The organism is Pseudoalteromonas sp. Z9A4 (genome assembly GCF_011378845.1).
Lineage (GTDB): Bacteria > Pseudomonadota > Gammaproteobacteria > Enterobacterales > Alteromonadaceae > Pseudoalteromonas > Pseudoalteromonas arctica.
Map to the genome: position 1 here is coordinate 32,998 of NZ_WTLA01000024.1, position 18,561 is coordinate 51,558.

10 protein-coding genes are annotated in these 18,561 nt (G+C 37.6%); 9 read left to right on the plus strand and 1 reads right to left on the minus strand.

All coding sequences use genetic code 11. The annotated features are described in order from the left end of the window. Positions 1–27: 27 nt before the first annotated feature. Complete coding sequence (gene bcsE, locus GQR54_RS15505) at positions 28–1,650, minus strand: cellulose biosynthesis protein BcsE (protein ID WP_166378814.1); 1,623 nt, start codon at positions 1,648–1,650, stop codon at positions 28–30. Between the two features lie 114 nt (positions 1,651–1,764). Between bcsE and bcsR the strand changes: the two genes are divergently transcribed. From bcsR to hppD, 9 genes are all read left to right on the plus strand, one after another. Continuing rightward, complete coding sequence (bcsR, locus tag GQR54_RS15510) at positions 1,765–1,968, plus strand: BcsR/BcsP family cellulose biosynthesis protein (RefSeq protein ID WP_166378816.1); 204 nt, start codon at positions 1,765–1,767, stop codon at positions 1,966–1,968. An 8-nt stretch (positions 1,969–1,976) separates the two neighbouring features. Then, a complete protein-coding gene (gene bcsQ, locus GQR54_RS15515; protein ID WP_166378818.1) occupies positions 1,977–2,693 on the plus strand; it encodes a cellulose biosynthesis protein BcsQ in 717 nt (238 codons plus the stop codon). Between the two features lies 1 nt (position 2,694). Next, complete coding sequence (gene bcsA, locus GQR54_RS15520; protein ID WP_166378820.1) at positions 2,695–5,364, plus strand: UDP-forming cellulose synthase catalytic subunit; 2,670 nt, start codon at positions 2,695–2,697, stop codon at positions 5,362–5,364. After that, on the plus strand, positions 5,357–7,603 hold the full coding sequence (gene bcsB, locus GQR54_RS15525) for a cellulose biosynthesis cyclic di-GMP-binding regulatory protein BcsB (RefSeq protein ID WP_166378822.1): 2,247 nt from the start codon (positions 5,357–5,359) through the stop codon (positions 7,601–7,603). The genes bcsA and bcsB overlap by 8 nt, the downstream gene beginning before the upstream one ends. Continuing rightward, positions 7,603–8,733 carry a cellulose synthase complex periplasmic endoglucanase BcsZ gene (gene bcsZ / locus GQR54_RS15530; RefSeq protein WP_166378824.1) on the plus strand — a complete coding sequence of 377 codons (1,131 nt, stop codon included), beginning with the start codon at positions 7,603–7,605 and terminating at the stop codon, positions 8,731–8,733. Before bcsB ends, bcsZ begins: the two co-directional genes overlap by 1 nt. Next, positions 8,724–12,542, plus strand: a complete 3,819-nt coding sequence (locus tag GQR54_RS15535) for a cellulose synthase subunit BcsC-related outer membrane protein (protein WP_166378826.1) — start codon at positions 8,724–8,726, stop codon at positions 12,540–12,542. The genes bcsZ and GQR54_RS15535 overlap by 10 nt, the downstream gene beginning before the upstream one ends. A gap of 246 nt (positions 12,543–12,788) precedes the next feature. Further along, on the plus strand, positions 12,789–14,282 hold the full coding sequence (locus tag GQR54_RS15540) for a peptide MFS transporter (RefSeq protein ID WP_166378828.1): 1,494 nt from the start codon (positions 12,789–12,791) through the stop codon (positions 14,280–14,282). A 149-nt stretch (positions 14,283–14,431) separates the two neighbouring features. Next, positions 14,432–17,176, plus strand: coding sequence for a metallophosphoesterase (locus tag GQR54_RS15545; protein WP_166378830.1), 2,745 nt, complete (start codon positions 14,432–14,434; stop codon positions 17,174–17,176). A gap of 304 nt (positions 17,177–17,480) precedes the next feature. Next, positions 17,481–18,527 (plus strand): 4-hydroxyphenylpyruvate dioxygenase, encoded by a 1,047-nt coding sequence (gene hppD, locus GQR54_RS15550; protein ID WP_024589439.1) that lies wholly within the window; start codon positions 17,481–17,483, stop codon positions 18,525–18,527. Positions 18,528–18,561 lie beyond the last annotated feature (34 nt).

The following is an 18,561-nucleotide window of genomic DNA, read 5'->3' on the forward strand; positions in this document are numbered from 1 at the left end:
ATATGGTAATTAAAAGCTGGTTTATACTCATAAACTATCTCTTAATTTCATTACATAAGGCTTAGCATCGGGGCGGCTTTCGTTAGAAAAATCGGGTGCTTCCATATTTTCAGTAACACTTTGTGCTATATCAGGTGCAAATTTATAATTATTATTTTCAGCAAGTTTTTTTGAGAAATCTATAATACTTTTACCTTTATAAAAACGCCTCAATTGCTTACATTCTTGTTGAATATAAAAATGGTCAGAAATTACATTTTGCTGCACAAAAAAATCACTCGTTTTTAATTTAAACAAATGCTTAATTGCATTATCAACATCATTTTCTCTACAAGCATGCAGGTATAAGTAAACTGTATTTTCTGCAAGACTAAATACATCACCTTCACGCTTAATGTGAAATAAATGCAAAGGGTGAATAGGATCAATTCTTGGTAATAATTCAAGCTTCACTAACACACCACTCACACCTAAGTTAACCGCTGAGTCACTATGAATTTCTACTTGTTTTGTAAACTCATTGAAAGGTAAGTAACCTTTAGAAAAGGTATTTTCAGTGTATTTCAACACATCCTCAACTGAGGGTGGCAAAGGTCTTGAAAACTTAAACCCTTGAATAGATTGAATTTGTGAGAGTAATCGAGAGGGCTCTGAAAAGCTGTACAAAATAAGGTTTACACCCAAAGTTAAAAATAAGCATTCATCTTGATGACGAATAACACCATCTACATTTTGAATAACAAGTTTTAACCAGCGTCCGCAGTTTTTTCTAAGTTCAAAGCACTGTTTACCTAATAATGCTAAATCGGTGTAACGCGTTACTGAAAACACCAATGTGGCAGCTTCTAATTTTGGGCCTATAGCGAATAAATCATTATTATTTTTTACACTTTTATAGTGCAAAGGTAATTTAGTACCTTCGGGCACAGCACTTTGTACGAGCCAGACGTCACCTTCATCAGAGAAGTCTGAGCCTTTAGGTTTATTCCCCTCACTTATCGACCCCGCTTCAACAACAAACTGATTGTTACTTAATATTAGACGATAATACTCACCAGCAATAACACCGGTGCTATGTCGCCAATAATCATATCCAAGTACTCGCGCTACAGAATCGTTATCGACAAAAACAAGCCCATCAAATACATTATTTAATCGCCTAACTAAAAAGCGATAATTAGCAATACCAGGCCCTGATATTAAAAATAATAATGTTGCCCCTGTACTACGAACAAAATCGTTGTACCCCTTCATCATCAGTTCTAAGCTTTTTTCACTAGCACTGTTTAGCAGTCTCGTATTAAAGTGAACAAAAATAAGCGCTTCGTTTAGGCGTTTATAAGCACTTATCTCTTTTATAATACCTGAATTAATTCGCTCAATTGAATAGTGCTGTGTTTCTGGAGTCAACGAAAAAGGATGTACTCGATTATGCTCATAAGCATAATTTAATGGCGCAGAAAAAGAAGAATCAAAAAATGACTCAACCTCTTGAGAAACTATAAATATGTCATTAACTAAACTTGGATTAATTGCATGTAAAGCAAGTTCTATCACTAAATTATCTAAAGGGGCTAAAACAGCATAACTTGAAGCCAATTTTAACTCTTTTGCAACAGGCTCTAATCCTGTTATGTTAAAGTTATGCACTTGAAATGCCCTATTAAAAATACTTCTTTACTAGTTTTAACCGTTATTCTATATATAATAGCAAAATATTGTCTACTTTTAATCAAAATAATTAACGTAACTACAAAGGTGAAGATGAATAACTTAAGCTCTAAAAACTCACAAACGTTAACATCAAGTGACGTAGAAAACCTTGTACTGCGTTTTGGTGGAAAGAGCGATGACTACATAGAAATTGTAAACAAGCAGCAAAATAAAAATACAATTAATAAATATGCATTACTTAAAGAAATAAATAACGAACTAAACATTCAAGCTCGTTCAATTAACGATAGGTAAAACATCCGTTGCAAAGAGTTTTCATTAAAGGTATCAAAGGCGGCTTAGGTAGCACTTCTGTAGTTGCTAACCTTGCGTGCGTACTAAAAAAATCTGACGTTGATGTTATTGCTATCGATTTAGATACTAAAAGTGACTTAGGTTTGCATTTTGGTTTACCGTGGAAATACACCAAAGGCTGGAGTAATGAAGCCTGCATTGAAGATGCACTTGCGCATTTTCATCAAGATAACGATGGTGTTATATTTTTACCGTTTGGTGACAACGATGGCACTAGCATCAATGACATCACTACCATGGTCGATAAATGCAAAAATCTAAATTATAGCGACCAAGCCTGGGTACTTTTTGACTGTCCTTCGCATATCAACCTTCCTTACTATCCGTTAGAGAAAAACGATATTGTAATTGAATTGGTTAATTGTGATGCCATTTGCCATAGTTTAATTTATAGACGCCTACAAACACTCAAGAATTCAGATAACAATTGGAAGCATTACTTTTTAGTTAATCGCTATAATTCTGCATCAACGCTAGAATTTGACTTGTTTTCCCTATGGCAATCAACACTTCCTCTTATAGCTCCCTTTTTTATCAACAGTGACGAAGTTATCAAAGAGTCAACCGCCTATAGAAATGTAGCACTCAATTGCGCGCCATATAGTATCGCAAACGATGACTTTGAAACGCTAGCTGGTTGGCTAGTTAGTAAAGCGAACTTATAAAATGAGTATTACACTATTTTATCAGCGCCCCATTCACAGCACTTTATACTTGCTGCTAAGTGTTTTATTTACTGATAAGTTAGTAAGGTACATTTTATTCAAGTTTCATAGCTACTTTAATCAACACAAAGTAAATGTAATTGAAGCTTTTTTAATGCCATTTATTACACTTTTAAGCTCGCTATTTATAAACATTAAGCAGCATAAAATCAGCTTTGAGTTTACCCTTTATGACTACTACCCTCATTTAAGGCTACCTTACCGAACCTATATTTACTCAAATATATTACGCTTTGTTATACAAAGTGTTTTTTTAGTATTTTTTAAAAACCAACTTAAACCGAGCTCAGTAAAAGAAGATGCCATTAATTATTTTTACGGTGGCGTTAGCTTTCTTTTAAGGCAATTACGTTGGTTTGATTTAAAGTTAGGTAAATTATTAAAGCGCCTACTATCGAAAAATAAAAAAGGTCCTAAAAAAAGTGCTACTAAGGCAATAGCTGATGCGCGTGTATGGCAAAATAAATTAGTTAAGTATGTCATTCTCGCGTTTATTTTATTTTTATTAGCAATATTCATTACAATTCCTTTTAGCTTAGAAGCTCAAGCCATTTTTATAAGCTTTATTTTGTTAGTTGCGTATGCACTTAAGCGAGTTAAAGGCCAAATGGCAACCATTGTTATGATCACCCTTTCAGTAACTACGTCTTCTCGTTACTTATGGTGGCGTTATACTGAGACTTTAAATTGGGATGATCCGCTTGCACTTGCACTAGGTGGCGGCTTACTACTTGCTGAAACTTATGCCTGGCTTGTACTTATTTTAGGGTTTTTCCAAACAATTAATCCACTTGAGCGAAAACCAATACCTTTACCAAAAAATACTGACTTATGGCCAACGGTTGATGTATATATTCCAACTTATAACGAGCCATTAAGCGTTGTAAGACCCACTACTCTCGCTGCTTTAAGTATCGATTGGCCTGCAGACAAGTTAAATGTTTATATATTAGATGATGGTAAGCGCTCAGAGTTTAAGGAATTTGCAGAGGAAATTGGAGTCGGCTATTTAGCTCGTTCGGATAACAATCATGCTAAAGCCGGTAATATGAATAGCGCTATGCGCTATACTGATGGCGAATATATTGCAATTTTTGATTGTGACCACGTGCCTGCTCGCTCGTTTTTGCAAATGACAATGGGCCAATTTTTAAAAGACAGTAAGCTGTGTTTGGTTCAAACGCCGCACCACTTTTTCTCAGCAGACCCATTTGAGCGAAATCTTAATAACCACAGTCAAATCCCTAACGAAAACATGTTGTTTTATGGACTAATTCAAGACGGTAACGACATGTGGGATGCAACCTTCTTTTGTGGTTCTTGCGCCGTATTAAAACGAGCAGCACTTGATGATATTGGCGGCTTTGCGTTTGAAACAGTAACTGAGGATGCTCACACGGCTCTTCGTATGCAGCGAGCTGGTTATAAAACTGCTTATATAAACATTCCACAAGCCGCAGGTCTTGCCACCGACAGTCTATCAGCGCATATAGGTCAACGAATTCGCTGGGCGCGTGGTATGGCGCAAATATTTAGACTTGATAATCCGTTAATGGGTAAAGGCTTAAGCTTTCCTCAACGGTTATGTTATATAAATGCAATGCTGCATTTCCTTTCTGGTATTCCCCGCATTGTATTTTTAACAGCCCCTTTAGCGTTGATATATTTTAACGCGTACATAATTTATGCCCCTTTTATCGCTATTTTTATCTATGTGGTGCCAACGTTAATTCAGATAAAAGCAACTAACTCACGCATTCAAGGTAAATACCGTTACTCCTTCTGGGGGGAAGTGTATGAGTCAGTACTTGCTTGGTACATATTAAAACCAACTACCGTTGCTTTATTTAATCCTAATAAAGGTAAATTTAACGTAACCGAAAAAGGCGGTTTAAATGATGAAGAGCATTACGACTGGGGGATTTCAAAACCGTATTTAATTCTCTTACTTATTAACTTACTTGGAATAATAGTGGGTGTATTACGTCTGTTTTTAGGTGATTCAAGCCAGATTGGCGTACTTATAATAAGTATGGGTTGGGCTTTTTATAATATTATTATTTTGGGTGCTGCGGTTGCGGTTGCTGCTGAGGCTCGCCAAGTGAGACACTCGCATCGTATAAAGGCAAACTTTCCTGCCGGCGTTCGTTTAGCAAATGGTCATACTTTAAAAGTAAAAATAACGGATTATTCAGATAACGGTGTAGGCATAGAGACTGAACACGCACATTTATGCCGCGTTAACGATAAAATTGAATTACTAATGAGTCGCGGTAACAAGCAATTTTCGTTTACAACTTATGTATGTAATACCCGTAAAAAACAAATTGGCCTTACACTTAAAGATTTATCTCTCGAAAAGCAAAGAGCTTTTATACAATGTACTTTCTCCAGAGCAGATGCTTGGTTAGATTGGCAAAATAACTTTAGACATGACCGTCCATCATATAGCTTCAAAGAAGTACAAAAAACCAGTTTACGGGGCTTTAGTAATTTACTATTTCATGCTCCAAGAGCGTTACAACCAATAATTAAGTTTATGACTAATACTGTCATTTACATAAATTCATTTACTCCAAAAAAACCGATAGTGCATAATAATTATGATTAAAAAGTTACTTAATACATTTCTAGCATTGTTACTTATTAGTAGCGCATATCAAGTGCTCGCTATCGAGCCTATGCACGACAAAACTATGTTTGTAAATGGCTACCCTGAGAGCGCTCAGGTATCTAGTCTACGTCTTAGCTTTGAAAAGTTAGGATTCAACGACTATAAACTCGACGGCGTGAATAATAATTCTCGAGTCGATTTCACAAATAGAATTGATAAATTAAGCACTAATTTAAAGCTTAACTTTTCGTATACTAACTCACCTTCATTGCTGGCTAATGTATCGCATTTAAAAGTTTATTTTAACGATAACTTAGTTACTGTTTTACCTATTAATGAGCAATTAAGTATTGTAAAAAATACGGTAAGTCATAGTCTAGACCTAAATGCTAAATACATTCAAGACTACAACCAAATTCGCTTTGAACTAGTTGGCTACTACGACTTACGATGCCAAGATTACTTTAGCCGCTCAATTTGGACTGAAATAAACAAATCAAGCCACATCACGCTTGATCAAAAACAGTTAGCAATTGATAGCCGCCTTGAATATTTACCAGAACCATTTTTTGATGCTAAAGATTACAACAAATTAAACTTACCTTTTGTATTTGCAAGCACACCTAATACACAAGCTATAGAAGCGGCAGCCACTTTATCAAGTTGGTTTGGCGCACAAGCAGACTGGCGTGGCGCTAACTTTCCCGTAGTTTTAAATAAAGCACCAGAGCAGCACAGTGTGGTGTTTATTACTAATGACTCAAAACCTGATTTTTTAAAAGATTATCCAGATGTTGAAAAGCCAACCGTCGAGCTAATTTCAAGCCCTATTCACAGATACAATAAAATGCTGCTAATTTTAGGGCGTGACGAAAAAGACTTAAAAACAGCGGTTACTGGTCTTGTGTTTGGTCATAAAATTATGACTGGCCGAAGTGCAAGCATCGAAGCAATTAACAAACTCCCACTGCGTAAAGCTTATGATGCGCCGAGATGGCTTAGAAACGATCGTCCCGTGCACTTTGACGAGCTTATTGACTATCCAACTCAGTTACAGGCTGAGGGACTTAACAACGGTCCTATAAAACTAAATGTTCGTTTTGCACCTGATTTATTTACTTGGCGTGAAAAAGGTATTCCTATTACTTTGCAATACCGTAATACGCCAGAGAGCGAAACCTTAAATTCACGTTTAAACATGTTAATAAACCAAGAGTTTATAAGTGGTTTTTTACTTGATAAAAAAGACACATCGTTAACTACCGCAAAAACCTTGCTGCCTTTAATCGCTAATACAGACACAACGCAAAGCGCTGAAGACTTTTCATTAGACGGTATTAATCTTGCCAGCCGAAATGAGTTAAATTTTGACTTTAGATTTGCAGTACTTAAAAAAGGCGAGTGTGCCATTGCTCCACCTGGTGGCGAGTACGGGGTAATTGATGGAAACTCTAACATTGATGTAAGTGGGTTTGATCATTACATGGCTTTGCCTGATTTAAATGTATTTGCAAATAGCGGATTCCCATTTACAAAATACGCAGACTTACAACAAACTTTAGTATTGATAGATGAAGTTCCATCACCTAAAGCACTATCTGTATTGTTTAATTTAACAGGCCACTTTGGTGCTATTACAGGCTACCCCGCTCATAGAATAAGTGTTGCTCATTTAAATCAAGATGCCAACTTAGATGATAAAGATATCTTAGTTATCGCAAAACCTAATAGCATTGCTAATAACTTAGATGAAGATGCGCAAACCAATATCCTGCTTGATAATAATCAGCGCGCTATAAAACAAGCCATATACAATGGTGCTTACGATGAGCAGACAACAGATAAAGTCCAAGTAAGTATAAAAAGTAGTGGTGATATGGCCGTTATTACTGGCTTTCAATCACCGTTTGATTCAGAGCGTTCAATTGTATCGCTTAGTGCAACATCACAAAAAGCCTTTACTCTACTAGATGATGCGTTAATGAGTTCAGAAGCTCTTGCGCAAATTAAAGGCAGTGCTGCGGTCATAAATTCTCAAGGCATTAAGACAATTAAAACTGATGAGCAATATTTTGTTGGTCATATTCCTGTGCATACCCTAATTTGGTTCCATTTATCGGATCACCCATTTGTACTAGCGCTATTGTCTATTTTAACACTACTGTTGATCTCATTTATAATATGGCGATTACTGCAAGCATTAACATACAAGCGATTAGCTGAAGGAGATAAGTAATGAAGTCACTCATTAATGTATTTTTTACCGTGATTGCATTATTTACCTTTAATGCCAATGCACAAATAGAGCAATGCCAACCATGGGATGCATGGCAAACGTTTAAAAGTAACTTTATAAGCCAAGATGGTCGCGTTATTGATTTGGGGAGTGAGCAAAAAGTCACAACCTCTGAAGGCCAATCTTATGCCTTATTTTTTGCTGTCGTAGCAAATGACAAAGCAATGTTTGACCTAGTCCTGGATTGGACGCAAGAACATTTGTCAGAGGGTGATTTAAGCACTCGTTTACCAGCATGGCAATGGGGTGTTAACAATCAAAATGTTGGCGGAATTTTAGATTCAAATCCAGCGTCTGATTCTGACTTATGGATAGCATACAGTTTATCGCAAGCTGCTATTCTTTGGGATGACCGCCGCTACAGCATATTAGCAGCCGTACTTGCGAAGCGGATAATGCGTGAAGAAACCGCCTATATTTCGGGGCTAGGTTTATCATTACTACCCGCCCCTACTGGTTTTGAATTTGATAATGAGCGTTTTAAGTTAAACCCGAGCTACTCACCGTTATTTATTTATCAGCAGTTTAAAATGCTTTATCCACACTCGCCTTGGCATCAACTGCACGAAGGCTCAGCAAAGTTGATTTTAGATACAGCAAAGCAAGGTGTTAGCCCTGACTGGGTAATGTTTGATGCAAATAACGGCTTTTATTACGATAAAAAAACGAGCGACTTGGGCAGTTACAACGCTATTAGAGTGTATTTATGGGCAAGTATGATGGCAGACAACGCGCCTTATAAAAAAGAGCTATTAGCGCAATTCAACCCTTTTATAGAAACAATTAATAAACGTGGTTACGTGCCTTTAAATACTTTTGCTAAATCAGGAAAATCTGAAAAAAGAGGCCCTCTAGGCTTTAACTCAGCTTTATTACCTTTACTAGCGACTAATAACGATAATTCTACAGTAATGGCGATTCAGCAAAAACTAATGATTGATAAATCATTTACCCAGACTCGTTATTACGACAGCGTACTTAACTTGTTTGGTACAAGTGCTTTAAATAAGCGTTTTTCAATTACAGCAGATGGGACGCTACAACCGGTATGGAGCACTGAATGCCGTTAAGGTTTGCCCTCGCTTGCACATTAGCGCTTAGCTCTGGATTAAGCGCTAACACAGTCAACGATATTGATACGCAATCTGTTGATTGGTTACTAAGCCAAATAGGTATTGGTGAAGCACAGCAAAATAAAAAACTAGTTGAAGATAGCTTGCGAAAGCTAGTCGCTATTGCCCCTGCCCGCATAGAAACACAGTGCGCAGTAGCGCGTTATGATTTTGCCAATGGCGAATCAGCGAAAGCCAACCAATTACTAAGTAAAATAGATAATGGGCTTACCAAACAAGCTCCGTGCGTTGAAAAGCTAAAAGTTCTTTCTCGTACTGAAGGAAAAGACAAATCTTCAATTCAGCAAGCTAAATTATTGGCTCGTGCGGGTCGTTATGAACAAGCTCGCGAAATCTATAATAATATTTTTAAAAACGTCTACCCTACATTAGGTTACGAGCTTGAGCATTTAAGCTGGTATGGACAAGATAGCTCCCAATGGGAAAGTGTTAAAAAAGGCTATAATAAATTAACTCAAAGCTACCCAAGTATTGCGCAGATAGAAATTGCTTATGCCCGTCACATACTTAGGCGTAATCTTACAGATAAAAAAGCGATTGATATTTTAAGTAAATATGGCGCAGGCTCTACTTTTATTAATGAAGTAGAATATATTTGGCTTAGTGCTTTGCTAGAAATGCCCTTAACGAATGATACAGTTAAGCAGTATCAGCGCTATTTCACTCTTTATCCTTTTAGTAGTAAAGGTGAATTACAATACCAAGATTTTCTAAAAGATTATAAAAAACGTCAAACACTTCTTGTCGACCCCGCCTATCAGCTTTGGGTTAGGGGCGATAGATTACTTGAGAAAAATAAACTTGCTGCCGCAGAGCCTTTACTTTTAAAAGCTTTAAGAGGCCGACCGCAAGACGGCGCTATAATGCGAAGCCTTGGCACACTCTATTTACGCCTTGGTGAAAACCAAAAATCGTATCAATATTTTACTCGTGCACAAAAGTACACAACTGAGTTCGCTGAACGTGAAACACTACAAGAATTAGCAAAAACAGCTAAGCTTTGGCTTTATATACGCGAAGCTAAAAATGCCATTAATAATAAAGAATTTAAAACGGCTAAGCTTAAGCTTGATTTAGCAGCCACCTTAGAGCAAGAAACTAATACAGTAATATATAACAAAGGTTTATTACAATTTGCTCAAGGGCAATATTCACAGGCTGCACTTACATATCAAATTGTTTTAAGAAGTGATCCACTTAATAGCAGCGCTTTAATAGGCCTACTTGAAATAGCTGAATTAGATCAGAATGAAAAAGCCCTAACCTCTTTTTATAACAGCTTATCGTTTAATCAAAAGAAACTAATTAAAGAATCTTATTCTGTATCTTTAAGCAGTCAGTACCGCGCAAAGGCAAATACGTTTGCACAGTCGGGAGATTTAGAGGAAGCCGAAAAAGTATTAAAAGACGCTATTGAAATAGCGCCAGAACAGCCTTGGTTATACTACGATTTAGCCTTTATATACCAACAAAAGGGGCTGACAGAAGAGGCCCGCGCTTTATTTAATAATGTGCTGTGGCAATTCCCGTTGAACCCTCAGATTCGTTACAGCCACGCGCTTTTTTTACGCTCTCTTGATGACTATCAAGGTGCTATTAAAACCTTGCAGTACATTCCATTTAAATCCAGAGATAAAGACATTATTGCGCTTGAACAGCAGCTGCAACTTAATGAATCTTTAACACAAAGTGAGCGCCACCTTGACGCTAAAGATAAAGCCACTGCTATTTATCATTTAAGTAACTTAGAAGCACAGAGCTTAACACCTGCTATGCAGGCTGAGTTATCACGAAGCTGGTATAGAATCGACGAAAAAAAGCACGCTATAAAACTTATAAACAAAGCACTGAAAGCTGAGCCTTCGCTTTCTGCTTATTGGCATACACTTTATGGTGAATGGCTTTTAAATCAAGGTGATGAGAATAAAACGAAGCAATGGTTTGAAAATTACGTACTACCAGAGAGCGCCACTGAAAACGAAACAACTCAATATGTACAACTACAAAATAGCTATATTACTCAGTATTACATTGGTAGTGATTTAATCGCGAAGCTTAACCAGCTGGATCAAAAATATAAAAATACTCCAGCAACAACTACTGCCCTTATTAATGCAAATTTAGCACTTGAACAGCGCGAAGCGGCCGTTATTTTGTATCAGCAAAAAGTACAAAATAAACAAACCATAGAGCCTCAGGCACTGCTCGCTATTGCTAATACCTACCTAGAACTTGGGGACGACTTTCAAGCAAAAGAAGTAACGCAAAAAGCGATTACGCAAACCACGTCGCAAGAAGGTTATTTACAACGCCAAATCATGTCATCTCTTAATGAGTTTAATTACTCAGGGGATGCACTTTATTTAGCTAACCAACTTGTTGAAAAGTCACCCAACGATCAAGAGTTACGCTATTTAGGTGCTCAAGTAGCCAGTAAGTTTAATGAAACCGAACAAGCACAATCTTGGTACGCACAAACCCTATTTCCTAATCGTACATTAAATGAAAAAGAACTTTACGGGGCGCTTTCAAAAATAGATGAAAACGACGAATGGTATGTAAACGGTGCTAAACGGGAGCTAATAAACGAGCAAAATAAAAACCAAGCTTACATTGCCATTGGTGTTAACTTTAGCGGACAAACAAGTACTGAAAGCGAAGCAACGCTTGGTGCAGGCTTAGTCCCAATTGAAGCTTACTTTCCTCTTTGGCAAGGCCAAGGGTTTATTAAAATAGACCCGACTACTATTAGCGCACAAACAACGCGTTTTGATGAGCAATTTGCTGGCAGTCGCTATGGACAAGGTGCACTGTGTATTTTCACCTGTTCAATCGATGAAGTAACACCACAGGAAAGTGGTGTAGATGTAGGTATTGGTTGGCAAAATGAAAACTGGCGTGTTGATGTAGGTACGACCCCACTCGGCTTTTTAATTGAAGATATTGTATGGGGTGTAAATTACGCAGACAGTTTTGGCGACTTTGGTTACAGCCTCGAACTTGAAAAGCGCCCAGTTACAAGTTCGGTACTTTCTTATGCAGGTCTTAAAGATGTAAAAACAGGTGAAGTTTGGGGTGGTGTACGCTCTACAGGCCTAACTGCTAATGTATCGCACGACTTAGGCGGAAAATGGGGTTTTTGGTCAAGTGCCGACTTTACCCTGTATAAAGGCCAAAATGTAAAAGACAATCAACGCTATCGTATGATGGGCGGCACTTATTACCGTGTAATTAGCAATCAAGATCGTGAATTTACCGCAGGCGCTAGCTTATTACATTGGGCATACAAATATAATTTAAGTGAAGAAACATGGGGCCATGGTGGTTATTACAGCCCACAAAACTATGTAGGTTTATCTGTACCTCTCACTTATGATGCACGTTGGGGCGATGATTTTGTTTATCGATTAAAAACCGGTGTTTCGTATTCACAAACAACGACTCAATCTATTGATTTCTTCCCCAACAACACTAATCTGCAATTAGACGCATACGCTATAGAATCAATAACAGGTGTTGACCCTATTTTTGAAGGTGAAACAAGTTCTGGTGTTTCATATAACCTTGAAGGTAGTTTTGAGTATAGAATTACGCCAAATTGGTTTTTTGGTGGCTACTTAGCCATTGATCGTTCTGACTTCTACGAGCCAAATTTTGGTCAGCTTTATATACGTTATTACTTTAATCCTGTGTACGGAACACTTGAGTTTCCAGGTACTCCAATTGTTCCTTATGCTGAGTTTTAACTTGGCATAGGGTGATATACCGCGAATACTTCCCCTAGCACTAAGGTATATGTATACTTGAGCGCAATTGTAACTAGGATAAGGGTGTGTCTCTTACCTTGTGGTGTTACTGCCATATAGCAAATCATTATCTTAGCTACAAATAATATACTGATGGTCGAGCATTTTAGTCGTTACAAATTCTAAAATAGCTAAAGCAAAAAATTATAAGGCCATCATAACAATACTTAAAGTTAGGAAGTAAATATGAGTTCAGCTCCAGATAGTGGCTGGTTTGGCCACCCTAAAGGACTTTCAACATTGTTCTTCACTGAAATGTGGGAACGAATGAGTTATTACGGTATGCGAGCTATGCTCGTATTGTTTATGACAGCAAGCTTACAAGAAGAAGGCCTTGCCTTTACTGTTGCATCAGCTGCTGCAATCTATGGTTTGTACACAGGCGCAGTATACTTTTTAGGTTTACCTGGTGGTTGGCTAGCTGATAGATTGTTCGGCGGTCAAAAAGCAGTATGGTATGGCGGCATAATTATTATGATTGGTCATATTATTTTGGCTATTCCACATGATTATTCTTTTTTCATTGGCTTAATATTTGTAGCAACAGGTACTGGTTTGCTAAAACCAAATATCAGCGCAATGGTCGGCCAATTATACAGCGATGCTGATGAGCGTCGTGATGGCGGTTACGCTATTTACTACATGGGTATTAACTTAGGTTCTTTAATTGGTTACTACGTTTGTGGTTACTTTATGGAAAACGTAGGTTGGCACTGGGCGTTTGGTGCAGCAGCTGTTGGTATGGCTATTGGTTTAGTGCAGTATAAACGCTCACTTAATAACTTACCTGAGCACAGTGCTTTACCAGCTAATCCATTAGGTCCAAAAGGCACTTCACGCGCTTGGGGTGGTATTGCTATATTTATAATTGCAGCGGCTGCAATTACCACCGCCGCGATGACTGGCACTATTATTATTAACCCTACAGTTGTTGCAGGTTACACCGCGATTGTATTCACTGTTATATTTTTTGTTTATTTTGGTGTTATTTACTTTACGGGTAAATTAACTGATGCCGAAAAACAAAGAATGTGGGCACTCTTTTTAGTATGTATTGCATCTGCATGTTTTTGGTCAGGCTTTGAACAAGCCGGTTCATCATTAAATTTATTTGCTCGCGACTATACTGACCGTCTTATTGGTACTTTTGAAATCCCTACCACTTGGTTTCAATCATTAAACTCGCTGTTTATTATTGCTTTATCGCCATTTTTTGCAGCGCTTTGGATTAATTTATCTAAAAGTTTAGTGTCACCTAGCTATAGTGTTAAGTGTGCGCTTGGTTTAATTATCATGGCATCAGGATTTTTAGTTATGTTTATGGCGGCTCATTACGCAGCTGAAGGCTTAAAAGTAGCGCCTTACTGGCTTGTTACTACGTACTTTTTGCATACTGTGGGTGAACTTTGTTTAAGCCCTGTAGCATTAAGTGCGGTAAGTAAGTTATCGCCTAAACGTTACACAGGTCAAATGATGGGTGTATTTGTATTAACTTACTCAATCGGTAATATTATTGCAGGTTTACTTGCTGGTAATTTCGATCCGAATAATGTTGATGAAATTCCTAACTTATATTTACAAATTGCATTATTTAGCATTGGTGTTGGTGTTGTTTTAGTACTAATGACCTTTAAAGCTAAAGTATGGGAAAAACAAGGGTTAGAAGAGAAAGCCTCTTAATTGTTGTTTATTTTAAATATAACAACATAACCTGAACATTCCTCCATAGCTTCTATGGGGGAATTTTTTTATTCAACTTTGCCCCCACACACTCGTTAACTGATATTATGTCCTAATTAGCTATGGAATAGACTCAGGGACAGCAGTACATGCAATTATTAACGATATCACGTGTTATTACATTTATAATTATTAGCTTTTTTTTATCCGCCTGCGGTGCCGGTGATGAAGTAACAGTCAATCCAAACGATCCAGTGGAGTCTGAGCCTAGTGGTTTAATTATTACCAATATTAATGGCTTACAAACGTCATTAGATGAAGGTAACTTTACTATCAATGCCCCCGGGCAAATAGTTGCTAGCGATACTGAAATAACCTACGAAAAATCAATCCTCGATGAAAATAATCAAACAAAAAATATCATTTCAGATATACATACGCTCACTCCAGGTACATTGCAACTTTCAAGCTTAATGACAATCACCATAAAAATACCTGACGACTACGCCTTAGGTGGGCAACTAACTATTGCTCATTTAAACGGGGGTTCTTGGTCTAGCATTACTAATTCAACGGTATCGCAAGGTTTTGTTAGCGCACAAGTAGATCAACTAGGTAGCTATGCATTAGAAATGCAACGTACTGTGGCATTTTCTGATGTTGGCCCTACATGTGATGCTAATGCGACAGAGCAATCAATACGATTTGTTCACGTTGCCGACATGCATGCTCGCTTTGGGTATCAAGAGCAGTACTTTAGTCGCATCAAAGCCTATTATAAAAAAGTGCTAAGCGAATCGCCGCATACATTATTTACCGATGGTGGCGATGATTATGAAAAAGGAACTGTTGCAGAGCAAATATCACAAGGGTTAGCCTCTGATGAAACTGTAAAGCTAATGGCTTTTGATTTACGTGTTTTAGGCAATCATGACTATGCGTGGGGTCCTGAAAAGCTACTTGAGTTTTCACAAGACAACAATGCTGTTGTACTTGCCAGTAATACCCGTTTTGAGGGAGAGAAAAACCAGAAATTTGGTGGTGTCGATTTTGCTAAGGTACAGGTTGGCTGCATAACATTCGGTGTGTTTGGGATGACTTCGGTACCATGGGATGAGCTTGACAAGCCAATTGAAGGTGACCCTATTCCTGACTTTATAAAACAATTTAAAATGAGTTGGAAATGGCAACAAATCGCACAAAGTATTGTAAGCCAATACAGTGATGACGTTGATTACATGATTATGCTAAGCCACTTAGGTAAAGGAACTGATGTTGAGATAGCAACCAATGTACCGGGTATAGACTTAGTACTTGGCGGGCATACTCACGGTGGTGAGGACTTTATAGAGCTTGATAATAACGCATTAGTCATTCAGCCTGATTTTTATGCACGCGGTGTTACCGATTTAAACTTGATCTTTAATACTGCCAATAAAACACTAAGTAGTTACGATTATCAACATGTAGATACGCGAACATCTATAGAACCTGACGAAGAAACCAAGCTAGCTATCGATGAAATAATGGGACGTTACGCACCCGATGCTGATACCGAAATTGCCATTTCAGAAAACTATCCGAGTGATTTTGAAGTTGCGGGTATTACTGCACTTGCAACTAAACATTCAAGCTCAATTAATGCAGCACTGCTTAACCCTGAGCTTGTGCAAAAAAGATGGACGCCAGGTACAGTTACACAAGAAGATTTTCACAAAACATTTTATGTTGAAAGACAGCCATCAAACACACCTGGCTTTAATTCACTGTATCAAGTAACTGTTACGGGCACTGATTTAAACACAATGATTGCCAGCCAACCCGATTGGTTTGTGTTAAAGCCAGAAGATATTCAAGTAACGACAAATTATAATGTCGCTTTATTTAAAGGTGCGGCACTTAATCCAGATTTATTTTTTAGCAGTGTTACTTTCAATGATGTTAAACCAATTGCCGAAGCATGGTGGCTACTTGATCAATACGCACGCTTTAGAACAACTCAATGTCTTCACCTTGATACAGACACACAGCTTAATGCTTGCCAAGATGTGGCTAATATAACAACTTGGAACTTTGACGATCCAACAAACCCACTAACTCCAGACTCTGGCCCATCGGTTTTAAGCTACTTTGATCCAGAAAATGACGGTTGGGGCCCAGAAGATACACGCTATGAGACAACCACTGCTCTTGATATTGCGGATTTAACTGATGGTCCTTCTGGTGTAATGGCTTTTACTGATCACTCACCTACAGAGGGTTTTAAAATTGAATTAAACACGCAAGCAAATGGTGACTTTGCAAGTGAAGGTATGGTATCTGACTATACTCTAGTAATGGATTTATATTGGCCGTCTGAAGGCAAAGATATTTATCGGGCTATAATACAAGCTGAAACAGTGAATTACTCAGAAGATGATGCTGATATATTTATTGATCCCACTGGTGGCTATGGCCAATCTACCTTTAAAAGCGGTTATTTTGGTGCTACTGAGCCAGAAAAATGGCACCGTGTAGCATTTGTGTTCTACACAGCACCGACAAATGGCGTATTTGAGGTATATATTGATGGCGAATTAGCAGGTGTAAAAGAATTTGGTGAAATAGACAAACGCTGGGCGCTCGATAAAGCGGTACTTTTATTTACCGATAATAACTACGAAACAGTACCCGGTTACTTAAACGCACTACTTTATGCTGGCCGTGCAATGACCCGTGGCGAAATTAAAAGTATGGGCGCTGCACAACAAAAATTAACCTTTGAACAACCAACGCGTGTGTTAAATCAAACGATTGAACGTCACTACAAAGCAGCTCCAGCAATAAAAACTAACTTATGGATAGGGCAGCGAAACAAGTTCTTTGGTAACGCCTCTCAAAGTGTAAACAATTAAATACAAACAGGCTTTGACTTGTTGATTATAAAAGGAGGTTTAACACAGGTTAAACCTCATTTTTATCGTTTAAAAACAACTAATTAATGATAAAAGATCACCATTCAATCCTATGGTATATTTCTTCATTTCACTTAACTGTATTACAAACGCGTAACTTTATAATAACCGTCCTATTAAATTTACACATACCACATTTACTAAATAGCGCTCCCCTCTTCCCCAAATCAAAAATCTGGTTGATTATCTACTGCAATATGACAACAACACATAATCGCAGTGCTTAATTGCGGGAGTAATAATGATGAGTGAAGTAAATAACTATTTAGGTTTAGTCGGTATTGAATTTACCGAATACGCAACACCTGATGCTGATTATATGGATAAAGTATTTACTGATTTTGGCTTCTCCAAGCTTAAAAAATTCAAAGGTAAAGACATTGTTTATTACAACCAAAACGATATTCACTTTTTACTGAATAACGAGCGTGAAGGTTTTTCTGCCGAATTTGCTAAAAGCCATGGTCCTGCTATTTGTTCAATGGGTTGGCGTGTTGAGAATGCGCAAAAAGCATTTGAAACTGCAGTAGAGCGTGGTGCAAAACCAGCCACTGATTCAACACATAAAAACATGCCTTACCCGGCAATTTATGGCATTGGCGACAGCCTAATTTACTTTATTGAAAATTTTGGCGACAAAGGCACTATTTACGAAAGTGATTTTGAAGATTTAGAAACGCAAAATGTTGTAGAAGATAAAGGCTTTATCCGAATCGATCATTTAACTAATAACGTTTATAAAGGCACCATGGAAAAATGGGCTAACTTTTACAAAGACGTATTTGGTTTTACAGAAGTACGCTACTTTGACATTAAAGGTCAAAAAACAGCGCTTATTTCGTATGCACTTAAATCCCCTTGTGGCACCTTCTCTATTCCAATAAACGAAGGTAAAGGAAACGATAATAACCAAATTGACGAATACCTTGGCGAATACAACGGCCCTGGTGTTCAGCATTTAGCGTTTTTAACAGATGATTTAGTAAGCTCTCTTGATAAGCTTGATAAATCAACAATCGCTACTTTGGATATTATTCCAGAGTACTACGATACTATTTTTGACCGCGTACCTTGGGTTGCAGAAGACAAAGAAAAAATTCGTCAGCATCAAATACTCGTAGATAGCCAGAGTGAAAATTGTTATTTATTACAAATTTTCTCTAAAAACTTGTTTGGTCCAATCTTTATAGAAATGATCCAACGCGTTGATGATGGTGGCTTTGGTGAAGGTAACTTCCAAGCATTATTTGAATCAATCGAACGCGACCAAGAGCGTCGCGGCGTTTTATAAAATATTTGAGTAAATTAAAAGCAGCGAACTTCGC

What these genes read in the sequence shown, in the direction of transcription:
- bcsR (WP_166378816.1), top strand. Translation starts at nt 1,765, where the DNA reads ATGAATAACTTAAGCTCTAAAAACTCACAAACGTTAACATCAAGTGAC.
- bcsA (WP_166378820.1), top strand. Translation starts at nt 2,695, where the DNA reads ATGAGTATTACACTATTTTATCAGCGCCCCATTCACAGCACTTTATAC.
- bcsB (WP_166378822.1), top strand. Translation starts at nt 5,357, where the DNA reads ATGATTAAAAAGTTACTTAATACATTTCTAGCATTGTTACTTATTAGT.
- bcsZ (WP_166378824.1), top strand. Translation starts at nt 7,603, where the DNA reads ATGAAGTCACTCATTAATGTATTTTTTACCGTGATTGCATTATTTACC.
- GQR54_RS15535 (WP_166378826.1), top strand. Translation starts at nt 8,724, where the DNA reads ATGCCGTTAAGGTTTGCCCTCGCTTGCACATTAGCGCTTAGCTCTGGA.
- GQR54_RS15540 (WP_166378828.1), top strand. Translation starts at nt 12,789, where the DNA reads ATGAGTTCAGCTCCAGATAGTGGCTGGTTTGGCCACCCTAAAGGACTT.
- GQR54_RS15545 (WP_166378830.1), top strand. Translation starts at nt 14,432, where the DNA reads ATGCAATTATTAACGATATCACGTGTTATTACATTTATAATTATTAGC.
- hppD (WP_024589439.1), top strand. Translation starts at nt 17,481, where the DNA reads ATGAGTGAAGTAAATAACTATTTAGGTTTAGTCGGTATTGAATTTACC.